The organism is Arthrobacter sp. RIT-PI-e (assembly GCF_001187915.1).
Lineage (GTDB): Bacteria > Actinomycetota > Actinomycetes > Actinomycetales > Micrococcaceae > Arthrobacter_D.
This window is the reverse complement of sequence record NZ_LGIU01000041.1, coordinates 1-14,239: the sequence shown is the minus strand read 5'-3', so window position 1 is coordinate 14,239 and position 14,239 is coordinate 1. Positions and strand designations below refer to the sequence as shown.

The window sequence follows — 14,239 nt, the reverse complement described above, 5'->3', positions numbered from 1 at the left end:
CGCCCGGCCGCCGGTTTCGCGTTGAAGGCGACGCCGAGACCGGCGGCCCCCAGCATGTCGAGGTCGTTGGCGCCGTCACCCACCGCGATGGTCGCCGCCAGCGGGACGCCGGCACGCCCGGCCTCGGCGCGGAGCACGCGTTCCTTCTCCCGCCGGTCCACCACGGGACCGGACACCCGCCCGGTCAGTACGCCGTCGACGATCTCGAGATCGTTCGCCTTCCAGAAGGACAATCCGAGCCGCTCCGCCAGCGGCGCGAGGACCTGGGAGAAACCACCGGAGACCACGCCCACCCGGTGACCGGCGTCCCGGTACGCCCCCACCAGGGCCTCCGCGCCGTGGCTGAGCTCGATCCGCCCACCCACGGCGTCGATCACGGAGGCCGGAAGCCCGGCGAGGGCCTCCACCCGGGCGTGCAGGGACTGCGCGAAGTCCAGTTCCCCCCGCATGGCGGACTCGGTCACGGACGCCACCTCGGCCTCCCTCCCCGCGTGGGCCGCCAGCAGCTCGATGACCTCCTGCTTGATGAGGGTCGAGTCCACGTCCATGATGAGCAGCTTCGGGCCGGGCGCGTGGACGGAATGCGGCACCAGCGCCGCTCCGCCGCCTGCGCGGTGCGCCCACCCGGCGAGCGCGGCCCGCACGGGGGCGGGGTCGGCGGGCGGGTCCACCTCCAGTACGGAGACGCGGTAGGTGGTGGCGCGGACGGTGTCCTCGCCCGACACCTCCACGCCGGCTGCCCGCAGCACCGCCCGGAGCTCGCCCTGCTCCGCCTGCTGCTCGCTCGTGTCCTGCTGTGCGGGAGCATCTCGCGTGGACGTCCTCGTCGCGGTGAACGTCACCACCCTGGCTCGGTTCGGCATCGCTCTGCTCCTGGTGTCGGTGATCAGTGGTGGGTGGCCGGTGCACGGCCCACCGGCCGGCCCGACGCCGCTGCACGCACCCGGTGCGCCCCGTCGGTACCCGCCGTCGGCGCCCCGTCCGGCACCGGTGTCGGGCCCTCCCGGGCGGTCGGTGGGGGCGTTCGACGATTTCGCCACCGGGCCGGTCCTTAGCCTAGTGTCTAGGATCATGAGCGACGTTCTGGAACTGGCGGGGGTCAGCCTCGTCCGGGGTGGCAAGGCCCTCCTCGACGACATCAGCTGGCAGGTCGACGACGGCGAACGCTGGGTGGTCATGGGCCCCAACGGTGCCGGCAAGACCACCCTGTTGCAGCTCGCGGGGGCTCGGCTGCACCCCACGCGGGGTGTGGTGGGCATCCTCGACGAGGTGATGGGTGCCGTGGACGTCTTCGAGCTCCGCCCGCGCATCGGTCTGGCCTCGGCGGCGCTCGCCGCGCAGGTCCCGGACCACGAGACGGTCCTCGATGTCGTGGTCACGGCGTCCTACGGTGTCACCGGACGGTGGCGTGAGCAGTACGAGCGGCTCGACGAGCGCCGCGCCTTCCGGCTCCTCGACACCTGGGGCATGTCCCGCTTCATGAACCGGCCCTTCGGCTCGCTCAGTGAGGGGGAGCGCAAGCGCGTGCAGATTGCCCGGGCGCTCATGGCGGACCCGGAACTGCTGCTCCTCGACGAGCCGGCGGCCGGTCTGGACCTCGCGGGACGCGAGGACCTCGTACGGCGCCTGTCCGCGCTCGCCCGCGACGAGTCCGCCCCGGCGATGGTGCTGGTGACCCACCACCTCGAGGAGGTGCCCCCCGGCTTCACGCACGCCCTCCTGCTCCGCGACGGGAAAGTCGTGTCCGCAGGTCCCATCGCGGGCGTCCTCACCGAGGAGAACCTCAGCGAGGCGTTCGACGTCGCCCTGAAGGTCACCGAGGAGAACGGCCGCTACAGCGCGGTCGCCCGGGCGTGACCGCAGCCCCCGCGTCCCCGGCCCCCCGACGATGCTGATCCACCTCGAGGGGATCGACGACGCCCGGCTCTCCGCCTACCGCGATCTCACCGACGTCCGGCTGCGCCTGGTCAGGGAACCGGCCGAGGGTCTCTACATCGCGGAGAGCTCCAGGGTGCTGCGGCGCGCGATCGACGCCGGGCACACTCCCCGCTCGTTCCTCCTCGCGGAGAAGTGGGTGCACGATCTCGAGGACGTCCTGGAACGCTTCGCCGAGGTGCCCGCCTTCGTGGCGCCGGAGGCCACCCTCGAGGCGCTGACCGGGTTCCACCTCCACCGGGGCGCCCTCGCCGCGATGAACCGTCCCCGGCCGCTCCCCCTCGAGGAGGTCCTGGCCACGGCGCACCGCGTGGCCGTGATCGAGGACATGGTGGACCACACGAATCTGGGTGCCGTGTTCCGCTCCGCCGCGGCGCTGGGGGTGGATGCCGTCCTGCTGAGCCCGCGCAGCGCCGACCCGCTCTACCGGCGGGCGGTCCGGGTCAGCATGGGTAGCGTCTTCCAGGTCCCGTGGGTGCGCCTGAACGCCTGGCCGGACACGCTCGGGGTCGTCCGGGACGCCGGGTTCACGCTCGCCGCACTGGCCCTGACCCCGGACGCCGTGGCGCTGGACCGCTTCCCGGCCGGCGAGCACGAGCGCCTCGCACTGCTGCTCGGCACGGAGGGGGACGGGTTGAGCGATGCCGCCCTCGCCGCTGCCGATCTCGCGCTCACCATCCCGATGCACGGTGACGTGGACTCCCTCAACGTCGCGGCCGCTGCCGCGGTGGCTTTCTGGGAATGCCGGTACGACGCCGGACGGCGGCACCCGCTTTAGTCCCGCGGCGGTCCCTGCGCTAGTATGGACAGCTGGCAGCAGCCAACCTTTCATCCCCCGTGCCTGGCAAAATCCAGGCGACCAGAGAAGGTAGTCCCATGAAGTCCGATATCCACCCCAAGTACCAGCCGGTCGTGTTCCGCGACCTCGCCTCCGACAAGTCGTTCCTGACCAAGTCCACGGTCGGTTCCGCCAAGACGATCGAGTGGGAGGACGGCAACACCTACCCCCTCATCGAGGTCGAGATCTCCTCGGAGTCCCACCCGTTCTACACGGGCAAGCAGCGCATCATGGACTCCGCCGGTCGCGTCGAGCGCTTCAACGCCCGCTTCAAGGGCTTCGGCGGCAAGAAGTAGCCAGCACCCCCACCCGTGGTCGGCGCGCCCTGCCCCGACCGCGGGTCGCACCACGGAAGAGCCATGCCTGACGGCATGGCTCTTCCGGCGTTAATCGGTGCTCACCGGATGAGCAGGGTCCATGAGCCTGGTCCATCGGCCGATCAGCGGTCATGGACGGGCGGAGTTCACGAGGCCGGTTCCGTGCCGGCGGCAGAAGAAGGGTCAGGACTGATGGCAGCAGCAGACAGGCGGCACGGCGAGTTCAAGACACCCGGCGGCAAGCTCACCGCCGTGGACCTGAGCGTGCACCAGGGACGGCTCACGGACGTCTCGGTCAACGGTGACTTCTTCCTCGAACCCGACGAGGCCCTGCTGGACATCAACGCCGCGCTCGAGGGTCTCCCTGCGGACACGGCTCCCGGGGAGCTCGCCGCCGCCGTCGCCGCACGGCTGGACCCCTCGGCCGTCCTCTTCGGGTTCTCCGTCGAGGCGATCGCCACGGCCGTCCGCAGGGCGCTCGGCTTCGCCACGGGGTTCGCCGACCACGCCTGGGAGGTCATCCCGCCCACGCCGCTGTCCACCGAGATGCACGTGGCGATGGACGAGGTGCTCACCCGGGACGTGGGCAGCGGTGCACGCCGGCCCACGCTGCGGTTCTGGGAATGGGAGTCGCCGTCGGTGGTGATCGGCAGTTTCCAGTCCGTGCGCAACGAGGTGGACCCCGAGGGCGCCGCCCGTCACGGTGTCCGCGTGGTCCGCAGGATCACGGGGGGTGGCGCCATGTTCATGGAGCACGGGAACGCCATCACCTACTCGCTGTACCTCCCGCAGTCACTTGTGGACGGCATGAGCTTCGCCGACTCCTACCCGTTCCTGGACGGCTGGGTCATGGCAGCCCTCGAGAAGCTCGGCATCACCGCCTGGTACCAGCCGCTCAACGACATCGCCACCGAGCTCGGCAAGATCGGCGGAGCGGCGCAGAAGCGGCTCGCCAACGGCGGGATGCTGCACCACGTGACCATGAGCTACGACATCGACGCCGACAAGATGCTCGAGGTCCTGCGCATCGGCAAGGAGAAGATGTCGGACAAGGGGACCCGCAGCGCCAAGAAGCGCGTGGACCCGCTGCGCCGGCAGACGGGCGTGAGCCGTGAGGAGATCATCGCGGTGATGATCTCCACCTTCACGGAGCGCTACGGCGCCACCGGGGCCGGTCTCTCCGCGGAGGAGCTCCGCCGGGCCGAGGAGCTCGTGGAGCAGAAGTTCGGCACCGAGGAATGGCTCTACCGGGTTCCCTGAGCCTGTGCCCGCAGGGAGCGCAGGAGGTGGTCGCGTTCCTCGACCACGATCCGGACCAGGGCTGCCGGGGCGTCGGGGTTCCCGGTGAGCCACCGGTCGGTGCGCAGCACCACCGGGTGATCCTCGGGTTCCCCCCGGAGGTCCTGGGTGCCCGGGTAGAGCCCCCGGACGATCCTGCTCGCCATCTCGATGCCGCGTGTGTCCCAGACCGGACGCAGCGCCGCGAAGTAGGCGTCCTCGTAGGGGCGCTGCAGCTCGGGATCGCCCAGCCGGAAGCCCTCGATCGAGGCGCTGAGCAGTTCGTTGGACAGCCGGTCGCCCTCCACGGCCTCCTCCCAGGTGGCCCGCTTCATGGTGGTGTCCGGGAGGGCCGCCGTGGCCAGGGTGAAGCCCACACGGCCGGACGCCGTGGGGTCCGCGGTCCACTGGTCCTCGAGCTCCCCGGGCAGCACGCGCCCCTGGGCGGCGAGTCCCTGCAGGAAGCCCCAGCGCAGTTCGGCGTCCAGGGCCAGCCCGGGCACCCGTTCCTCGCCGTCGAGCAGGGACCGGACGGTGTCCGCGGCCCGGGGCGTGCTCCTGGCGAGCGCGGCGAGCGCCCGCGCCCAGACCAGTTGCGTGTCCGATCCGGCGGCGGCCGAACGGAGACCGTCCCACAGGAAGGTGCCCATCGTGGACCGGAGATCGGGACGCTGCTCGGCGGGCGCGAAGCGTTCGATCGCCGTCCGTGCGTTGGCCAGGAGGACCTGGAGAGCACCCGTGCCCGTCTCCACCGGCGCGGCCAGGAGCACGGCGTCGAGGTAGGAGCGCACCGGGAGGCGTGCGTCGCGGGTGCCGGACCACAGTGCCGTGAGGCAGGTGGCACGGGCCAGGGGGTCCTCGAGCCGATGGATCGCGCCGAGCAGGGTGGTGAGTGAGCGTCCATCGAAGAGCAGGGTGGCGTAGGTGAGGTCGTCGTCGTTGAGGAGGAGGAGATCCGGTTGCGGCGTGCCCACCAGCGCGGCGACCGCCGTCCGCCGGCCCTCGACGGTCACGGCCTCGCTCGCGGTGCGCACCAGTGACCCGTCGGCGTCGAACGAGTACAGGCCCAGCCGCACGCGGTGCGGTCGCGGCTCGTCCTGTCCGGTCACCGGGTCCACGGCGTCCTGCACGATCGTGACGGAGGCGTAGGCGCCGTCCTCGACCACCAGCTCCGCCTCGAGGGTGGGGACGCCGGAGGTCTGCAGCCAGCTGCGCGCCCAGGCGCCGAGATCCTGTCCGGTGGCCTCGGCGAGGACCGCCAGGAGATCGACGAGCGTGGTGTTGCCGTAGGCGTGCCGGCGGAAGTAGGCGCGGGTGGCGGCGAGGAAGGCGTCGCGTCCCACGAAGGCCACGAGCTGCTTGAGCACCGAGGCGCCCTTGGCGTAGGTGATGCCGTCGAAGTTCTGCTTGGCCGCCTCGAGGTCGGGGATGTCCGCGACGATCGGGTGGGTGGTGGGCAGCCGGTCCTGGACGTACGCCCAGGACTTCCGGCGATTCGCGAAGCTCACCCAGGCGGTGTTCCACCGGGTGGCCTCGGCGACCGCGAGGGCCCCCATGTAGTCGGCGAAGGACTCCTTGAGCCAGAGGTCGTCCCACCAGGACATGGTCACGAGGTCCCCGAACCACATGTGCGCCATCTCGTGCATGATCGTGGTCGCCCGGGCCTCGCGCTGGGCCTCCGTCGTCGCGGAGCGGAACACATAGTTCTCCGTGAAGGTCACCAGCCCGGGGTTCTCCATCGCGCCGAGGTTGTACTCGGGCACGAACGCCTGGTCGTACTTGCCGAAGGGGTAGGGGTACTCGAACAGGTCGTGGAAGAAGGTGAGGCCACGCTTGGTGGTGTCGAAGATCTCGGGAGCGTCGAAGGACGGTGCGAGCGAACGGCGGCAGTACAGCGCCAGGGGGATCTCCAGGCCGGCCCCGGCCGTTCCCTTCGCCCCGGACCAGGTGTCCACCTCCCGGTGGTACGGGCCCGCGAGGACGGTGGTGATGTAGGTGGAGATGCGCGGTGTCGGCGCGAAGCTCCACCGCCGGGTGGCAGCGCCGGTGTCCGCGTCCCCGCCGGCGGGGACCTGCTCCGCCTCCGCGCCGTTCGAGGCCACGAGCCACGCGACGGGTGCGATGACGTGGAAGGAGAAGGCCGCCTTCAGGTCCGGCTGCTCGAAGTCCGCGAAGACGCGCCGGGCGTCGGCCGGTTCGTACTGGGTGTACAGGTAGGTCTCGCCGTCCGCCGGGTCCACGAACCGGTGCAGGCCCTCACCGCTGGAGCTGAAGTACGCCTCACCGTGCACGGTGACGGTGTTCGATCCCTCGAGCCCCTCGAGGTGGATGCGCGCGCCGTCGGCCACCGCGGCCGGATCGAGGACGCGCCCGTTGAGCTCGACGGCGGTCACGTCCCCGATGAAGTCGAGGAACGTGGAGGCCCCGGGCCGTTCGCAGGAGAACACCACGGTGGTGGTGCTGGGATAGGTCCGGCGGCCGGCGTCGGCCGCTGCGGACAGGTCCAGTTCGACGTCGTAGCTCGTTGTCCGCAGCAGCGCCGAACGGGTTGCCGCCTCGTCCCGGCGAAGGTTCTCGTTCTCCATCCGGTCATTCAACCACGCACGGGGAGGGCGCCCGCCCTCCCCGTGCGACCCGGGGTCGGGGGCAGAGGATCAGGACGGCGGCGCCACGACCTGGTTCTTGCTGACGATCGTCAGCCCCGATTCGGTGACGGAGAACCCGCGCTGCTTGTCCACCTCGGGATCCACCCCGATCTGCGCTCCGGCCGGGATGCGTACGTTCTTGTCGATGATCGCCCGGCGCACCACGGCGCCGGCGCCCACGTTGACCTTGTCCAGCAGCACGCTGCCGGTGACCTCCGCGGCCTCGTCGATGAAGACGTCCGTGGCGAGGATCGAGGTCCGGACGGTGCCGCCGGAGACCACCACCCCCGCCGAGACGATCGAGTCGTGGGCCTCCCCCGAGCGGCCCGAGGCGCTGCGGACGAACTTGGCCGGCGGGGACACGCTCTGCCGCGTGTAGATGGGCCACTTCAGGTTGTAGAGGTTGAACAGCGGCAGCGGGGAGATGAGGTCCATGTTCGCGTCGTAGTACGAGTCCATGGTGCCGACGTCGCGCCAGTACTGGCGGTCGCGGTCGGTGGAGCCGGGGATGTCGTTGGTGGTGAAGTCGTACACGGCGGCGTCGTCGCGGGCCACGAAGTAGGGGATGATGTCCCCGCCCATGTCGTGCTTGGTGTCCAGCCGTGCGGCGTCGTCCTCGAGCGCCTTGACCAGGGCGTCGGTGTTGAACACGTAGTTGCCCATGGAGGCCAGGAAGCTGTCGGGATCGTCGGGCAGCCCGGGTGTGGTGCTCGGCTTCTCCACGAACGCACCGATGCGCCCGGGGTCGTCCGGGTCCACCTCGATGACACCGAACTGGTCGGCGAGGTGCATGGGCTGGCGCACCGCCGCGACGCTCACGGAGGCACCGCTGGCCACGTGGGCCTCGACCATCTGCGAGAAGTCCATGCGGTACACGTGGTCCGCGCCGATCACCACCACGATGTCCGGCTGGGCGTCGTGGATGAGGTTGAGGGACTGGTAGATCGCGTTCGCGCTGCCGAGGAACCAGCTCTTGCCGAGGCGCTGCTGCGCCGGGACGGACGCCACGTAGTTCTGCAGCTGGGTGGACAGGCGCCAGGTCTCGGAGATGTGGCGGTCCAGGCTGTGGGACTTGTACTGCGTCAGGACCACGATCTGCAGGTAGCCGGAATTGACCAGGTTCGACAGCGCGAAGTCGATGAGTCGGTAGCTGCCCGCGAAGGGTACGGCCGGTTTGGCCCTGTCCGCCGTGAGCGGCATGAGCCGCTTGCCTTCTCCACCTGCCAGGACGACGGCGAGTACTTTCTTCGGTGCCACTTCTGACCTCCCGCTCTTCTTCGAGTGTTCTGCGTCTCCGACCGCCGGCCGGTCAAGCGTAGGTCCACATCGCCGGAACGTTTCCGGCTCTTGTCACACTAGAGGACTCCGGCGCACTGCACTACGTTGGGGGAGTGCGAGTAGACATTGTTTCGAAAGAGTTCCCGCCCGAGATCTACGGCGGAGCGGGGGTGCACGTCGCCGAGCTCAGCCGTGTCCTCGCGCCGCAGGTGGATCTGCGGATCCACGCCTTCGGTGCCGCCCGGTCGGGGGACTACCACGGTGCCCGTGTCAGCTCCTACGGTGTTCCCGAGGGGCTCACCGCCGCGAATCCCGCCGTCCAGACACTGGGGACCGATCTCCAGATGCTGGAGGCCATGAAGGGCGCGGACGTCGTCCACTCCCACACCTGGTACGCGAACATGGCGGGCCATCTCGCCTCGCTCCTGCACGGCATCCCGCACGTGCTGAGCGCGCACAGCCTGGAACCCCTGCGTCCCTGGAAGGCGGAACAGCTCGGCGGCGGGTACGCCCTCTCCTCGTGGGTGGAGAAGACCTCCTACGAGGCCGCGGCCGCGGTGATCGCGGTGTCCGCCGGGATGCGCGCGGACATCCTGCGCAGCTACCCGGACGTGGACCCCGCGAAGGTCCATGTGGTGCACAACGGCATCGACGTGTCCCAGTGGTCCCGGGTCGAGGACGACGACGCGCTCCTCGCGCACGGCATCGACCCGGCCCGGCCGAGCGTGGTGTTCGTGGGGCGCAACACCCGGCAGAAGGGTGTCCCCTACCTCCTGCGGGCCGCCGCCCGGCTCCCGGCGGACGTCCAACTGGTCCTGTGCCTCGGTGCCGCGGACACCCCGGAACTCGCCGCCGAGACCGAGGTGCTGATCAACGAGCTGCGGGAGCGGCGCGGCTCGGTGGTCCTCATCGAGAAGATGCTGCCGCGCCGCGAGGTGATCCAGATCCTGAGCCATGCCACGGTCTTCGCCTGCCCGTCCATCTACGAGCCCCTCGGCATCGTGAACCTCGAGGCGATGGCCTGCGGAGCCGCTGTCGTCGCCTCCGCCACCGGGGGGATCCCCGAGGTGGTGGACCACGGGGTCACCGGGACCCTCGTACCGCTGGAGCAGGTGCAGGACGGCACCGGCACCCCGCTGGATCCCGAGAAGTTCGTCGCCGACTTCGCCGCCGCGCTCACCGCTCTGCTCGAGGACCCGGCGAGGGCCGCCGCCATGGGCGCTGCGGGCCGCGAACGCGCCGAACGCCAGTTCGACTGGGGGTCCATCGCGGAGACCACGCTCGGGGTGTACCGGAGCGTGCGCTGACCCGGAGGGCGACGCCCGCCCGGGGCAGTACCCGGGAGACCCGGTGACACCGGGAATGCGAGGAGGGACCGGAGTTGCTCCGGTCCCTCCTCACGTTCCCGCGGAGCACTCCTGTCCGCAGTGCCGCCCGGCGGTCAGCGCCTCGCGCGTGCCTTCCCCGCCTTCTTGGCCTTCTCGGCCCTGATCGCGCGGGCCAGGAGGGTCTTCTCGTGGACGGGCGTGTCCCCTGCGGCGCGGTGCCGGCGCAGGTACGCGGCCGCCTCCTCCTGGCGCTCCTGCTCGGCGCCGCTCGCGATCGCCGCCCGCAGGTGTTCCGGCCCGTACCCGAACGCCTCCACCAGATCCAGCGCGTGCGGCTTGATCTTCTCGAGCAGCCGGTTGATGTAGCCGTCCAGGGTGCGTGCACGCTGGGAGGACAGCCGGCCGTTCATGAGGAACCAGGCGAGGTCCTTCTCGATGAGGCAGAGGCCGAACAGGTCGCGGACCCGGGTGAGCACCTCGCGGGTGCCCGGGTCCTCGATCTTCCGCAGGCTTCGGGTGAAGGCCTCCCACTGCAGGAGTTCGGCGTGGGCCCGGGCCACCTCGATCAACTCGTTCTGGTGCCGGTTGAACAGGGCCGCGGACTGTTCCTGCGTCATGCCCCTGGCCCCGCGGAGGGCGTTGCCGAGATCCGCCACCCGGGACTGCACGCGGTCGGAGAGCAGCTCACGCTGGGTGTCCTCGTCCCGGAGGGCCGCCGCCGACTTCTTTCCCGACCCGGTGTCGGCCACGGTCTGGGCCACCCTGCGCAGGCCGGAGCGGTGGAGGGTCCTGTCGGCCGCCTGGGACACCGCGTAGCGGGCCAGGACCCCGAAGTCCATGCCCTTGAACTCCTTGGCGTAGTCCGTCAGCAGCCGCTTGGCCACGAGCTGCAGGAGCACGGTGTTGTCGCCCTCGAAGGTCACGTAGACGTCGAGGTCCGCGCGGAGGGAGGCGAAGCGGTTCTCGATGAGGAAACCCTGCCCACCGGTGGCCTCACGGCACTCCTGCAGGGTGTCGAGGGCCAGCCACGTGCTGAGCGGCTTGAAGGCCGCAGCGAGGGTCTCGAGGTCCTGGCGGTCCTCGTCGGTGTCCTGCTCGCCGGAGAACACGCCGTCGAACTTCTCGAGGAGCTCCTCGTGGGCGAAGGACGCCGCATAGGTGGCGGCCAGGCGCGGCAGGAGCCGGCGCTGGTGCCGCTGGTAGTCCATCAGCACCTCCTCCTGGAGGTCCGACGCCGCATTGAACTGGCGCCGCTGCGTCGAGTAGGTGATCGCGGCCGTGAGGGCCAGTTTCGACGCGGCCACGGCGGCGCCGTCGAGGGACACGCGTCCCTGGACCAGGGTGCCGAGCATGGTGAAGAACCGGCGGCCGGGGGAGGCGATGGGGGAGGTGTAGGTGCCGTCCGGGGCGATGTCGCCGTAGCGGTTCAGCAGATTCGTGCGAGGTACGCGGACGTCCGTGAAGTGGAGTCGCCCGTTGTCGATCCCGTTGAGGCCGCCCTTGACGCCGTCGTCCTCCCCGCCCACACCGGGCTTGAACGTACCGTCCGCGTTCCGCAGCTCCACGTAGATGCCGTGCACCCCGTGGTTGACGCCCCCGGTGACGAGCTGCGCGAACACCACGGCGGCGCGGCCGTCGTTGGCACCGTTGCCGATGTAGTCCTTCCACGCCGCACGGAACGGGGTGTCGATCACCAGTTCGTCGGTCGCGGGGTCGAAGGTGGCGGTGGTGGCGATGCTCGCCACGTCGCTGCCGTGACCGGTCTCCGTCATGGCGAAGCACCCGGGGATCGTCATGTCCATGATCCCGGGCAACCAGGCCTCGTGGTGCTTCCCGGTGCCGAGGTGCAGCACGGCGGAGCCGAAGAGCCCCCACTGCACACCCGCCTTGATCTGCAGCGACGGGTCGGCCACCACGAGTTCCTCGAAACCTGCCACGTTGCCGCCGTGGTCGTCGTTCCCGCCGAACGCCGCGGGGAAGGCGCGGTGCACCGCGCGCTGTTCCACGAGGTAGTGCAGCTGGTCGAAGCAGCGCGCCCGGTGGTCGGTGTGGGTGAGTCCCTCGATCTTCTGCACCTCGGGGCGTCCGGCGAGCGTACGGGCGGTGCGCCGTACGTCGGCCCACCTGCCCAGCAGCAGTTCGCCCAGTGCCGCCACGTCCACCGTGGCCTGCTCGTCGTCCGTGATGTCCACCGAGGCGGGGATCTGCTGCGGCCGGGAGATGGTGTGCGTCATGGCGTGTCCTTCGCTGATCGGGGTGTGGGTCCGGGGGGAACGGTGGGAAGGGGGCAGGTGGTCACTGCGGTGTCCTGGATCTGCTGATGCCGTCGAACAGCCATCCGGTGATGGACCGGGCCATGTGCTCCTCGGACGGCTTGTCGGGGCCCTCGGGGGAGGAGAGCCAGTGTTCGCCTGCGGCCCGGACCATGCCGATCGCGGCTCCCGGCCAGTACAGGGGTGCGGGGTCGGAGCCGGCGTCGTCGGGACCGGCGGAGGGGTCCGGGGAGCTGCCGGTGGTGAGGCGGCGGGCCCGCATGGGCGCGGAGACCATCTCGGTGATCCCCGTCAGGAAGTGCGCCAGGGTGTCCTGCTCGCTGTTCTCGGCGGCGCTCGTCTCGGCGACGCCCACGCGGGGCACGAACGCGTAGACGCTCGGCGAGGTCTGCGCCATCTGCAGGTAGGCCAGCACCATGGCGTGGAGCCCCTCACGGGGTGTGGACGCCGACCGCGCGGCGTCGAGGACCTTCTGCTGCATCTGGCCGATGACCACCTCGGCCATGGCGCGCTGCAGGCCGGTCTTGTCACCGAAGTAGCGGTAGTACACGGATTTGGAGGTGTCCGCTGCGGCGGCGATGTCCTCCATGGACGCCCCGGGGCCGAGCGCGGTGACGGCCCTCCGGGCGAACTTGATGAGCTGCCGGCGCCGCTCGGTACGGTGCCTCTCCCAGCGGCTGGACCGTCCGTCGGCCGGGTGGTCGCCGGACGCCGCGGCGGGGTGGGGGGGCGATCGACCGCAAGCTTCATGATACCTAGCGTATCAGGTACGCTGGGTATCAGTAACCTAACCCTCGGATCAGGAGCACACCATGGCACCTCAGGACGCGGCAGCAACAACCGACCGCTCAGCGCGCACCCCCCGCAAGGCCGTCGTCATCGGCGGCAACCGGATCCCCTTCGCCCGCTCCGGCGGCGCCTACGCGTACTCGTCCAACCGCGACATGCTCATCACCGCACTCGACGGGCTCGTGGCGCGCTTCGGACTCCAGGGCGAGCGGATCGGCGAAGTGGCGGCGGGCGCCGTGCTCAAGCACTCGCGCGACTTCAACCTGACCCGGGAGGCCGTGCTCGGCTCCGCCCTCTCCGCCGAGACCCCCGCCTACGATCTCCAGCAGGCCTGCGCCACCGGACTCGAGACCGTGGTGGGCCTGTCCAACAAGATCAAGCTGGGCCAGCTGGAGTCCGGGATCGCCGGCGGGGTGGACTCCGCCTCCGACGCCCCCATCGCCGTGAGCGAGGGTCTCCGCCGTGCCCTGCTGGACCTCTCGCGGGCCCGCACCACCCAGCAGAAGCTCAAGGCCCTCAGCGCACTCCGCCCCAGGGACCTCGCACCGAACGCCCCGTCCACGGGGGAGCCGCGCACCGGACTGTCCATGGGCGAGCACCAGGCCCTCACCACCGCCGCCTGGAAGATCACCCGGGAGGCGCAGGACGACCTCGCCTACCGCAGCCACGCCAATCTCGCCGCCGCGTACGACCGCGGGTTCTTCTCCGATCTCATGACGCCCTACCGCGGGCTCACCCGCGACGCGAACCTCCGGGCGGACACATCGATCGACAAGCTGGCCACCCTCAAGCCCGTCTTCGGCAAGAGCCTGGACACCCCGGCCACCATGACCGCGGGCAACTCCACCCCCCTGACGGACGGAGCCGCCGTGGTGCTCCTCGGCAGCGAGGAGTACGCGACGAGCCACAACCTGCCCATGCTCGCGGACATCGTGGACGCCGAGGCCGCAGCGGTGGACTTCGTGCACGGGGACGAGGGCCTGCTCATGGCGCCCGTCCACGCCATGCCCCGACTCCTGGCACGCAACGGCCTCACCTTCGAGGACTTCGACTTCTTCGAGATCCACGAGGCCTTCGCCGGCACGGTGCTGAGCTCGCTCGCGGCCTGGGAGGACGCGGAGTACTGCACACGCGTCCTCGGCCTGGACGGACCGCTCGGCAGCATCGACCGCTCCAAGCTCAACGTCAACGGATCCTCCCTCGCCGCGGGGCACCCCTTCGCGGCCACGGGCGGGCGCATCGTGGCGTCCCTCGCCAAGACGCTCTCCGAGCGGGGTGGCCGCGGCCTGATCTCCGTATGCGCCGCCGGCGGCCAGGGCGTCGTCGCGATCCTCGAGGGGCGCACCCGATGACCGACGCCTACCTGGACCTCGTCAACACGCCCCTGCCCGGCAGGATCGCCAAGCGCCCGGCCGGCCGCGCCCCCCCGTGCCCCGCCGTTACGCCCCCGGAGGGCCGAGCGCCACCCATCCGGTCCTGGGGGCGGGCTCGGGAGCCGGAGCGGATGCGCTCGCCGAGGTGCTGCTCGGATGGGACGTGGAGGTACGCCGCCACGGGC

General features: G+C 70.7%; 11 protein-coding genes. 6 read left to right on the top strand and 5 right to left on the bottom strand.

All coding sequences use genetic code 11. The features are described from left to right. Positions 1-863: phosphoserine phosphatase SerB (gene serB, locus AC792_RS03820; RefSeq protein WP_049829254.1), on the bottom strand; the 863-nt coding region annotated here is incomplete at its 3' end. Between the two features lie 208 nt (positions 864-1,071). Between serB and AC792_RS03815 the strand changes: the two genes are divergently transcribed. The 4 genes from AC792_RS03815 (at position 1,072) to AC792_RS03800 (ending at position 4,350) form a co-directional block, all read left to right on the top strand. After that, positions 1,072-1,857, top strand: coding sequence for an ABC transporter ATP-binding protein (locus AC792_RS03815; RefSeq protein WP_049829253.1), 786 nt, complete (start codon positions 1,072-1,074; stop codon positions 1,855-1,857). A gap of 31 nt (positions 1,858-1,888) precedes the next feature. Further along, a complete protein-coding gene (locus AC792_RS03810) occupies positions 1,889-2,713 on the top strand; it encodes a TrmH family RNA methyltransferase (protein ID WP_049829252.1) in 825 nt (274 codons plus the stop codon). A gap of 98 nt (positions 2,714-2,811) precedes the next feature. Next, positions 2,812-3,069, top strand: a complete 258-nt coding sequence (locus tag AC792_RS03805) for a type B 50S ribosomal protein L31 (protein WP_049829251.1) — start codon at positions 2,812-2,814, stop codon at positions 3,067-3,069. A gap of 213 nt (positions 3,070-3,282) precedes the next feature. After that, a complete protein-coding gene (locus AC792_RS03800; RefSeq protein WP_152916002.1) occupies positions 3,283-4,350 on the top strand; it encodes a lipoate--protein ligase family protein in 1,068 nt (355 codons plus the stop codon). Here AC792_RS03800 and pepN read toward each other — a convergent pair. Then, entirely contained in the window at positions 4,335-6,953 is a 2,619-nt protein-coding gene (gene pepN / locus AC792_RS03795; RefSeq protein WP_049829249.1) for an aminopeptidase N, read from the bottom strand. The two genes, AC792_RS03800 and pepN, sit on opposite strands and share 16 nt — an antisense overlap. Before the next feature lie 69 nt (positions 6,954-7,022). Beyond that, complete coding sequence (glgC, locus tag AC792_RS03790; RefSeq protein WP_082177373.1) at positions 7,023-8,270, bottom strand: glucose-1-phosphate adenylyltransferase; 1,248 nt, start codon at positions 8,268-8,270, stop codon at positions 7,023-7,025. Positions 8,271-8,404: 134 nt separating this feature from the next. Between glgC and glgA the strand changes: the two genes are divergently transcribed. Beyond that, the gene (gene glgA / locus AC792_RS03785; RefSeq protein WP_049829247.1) at positions 8,405-9,598 is read left to right on the top strand and encodes a glycogen synthase; all 1,194 of its coding nucleotides are present in this window, start codon (positions 8,405-8,407) and stop codon (positions 9,596-9,598) included. Positions 9,599-9,732: 134 nt separating this feature from the next. Here glgA and AC792_RS03780 read toward each other — a convergent pair whose 3' ends face one another. Together AC792_RS03780 and AC792_RS03775 are read right to left on the bottom strand one after the other, a co-directional pair. Then, positions 9,733-11,853, bottom strand: coding sequence for an acyl-CoA dehydrogenase family protein (locus AC792_RS03780; RefSeq protein ID WP_049829246.1), 2,121 nt, complete (start codon positions 11,851-11,853; stop codon positions 9,733-9,735). Positions 11,854-11,914: 61 nt separating this feature from the next. Further along, positions 11,915-12,481 (bottom strand): TetR/AcrR family transcriptional regulator, encoded by a 567-nt coding sequence (locus tag AC792_RS03775; RefSeq protein ID WP_049829245.1) that lies wholly within the window; start codon positions 12,479-12,481, stop codon positions 11,915-11,917. Between the two features lie 223 nt (positions 12,482-12,704). Between AC792_RS03775 and AC792_RS03770 the strand changes: the two genes are divergently transcribed. Next, complete coding sequence (locus tag AC792_RS03770) at positions 12,705-14,033, top strand: acetyl-CoA C-acetyltransferase (RefSeq protein ID WP_049829244.1); 1,329 nt, start codon at positions 12,705-12,707, stop codon at positions 14,031-14,033. Positions 14,034-14,239: the final 206 nt, after the last annotated feature.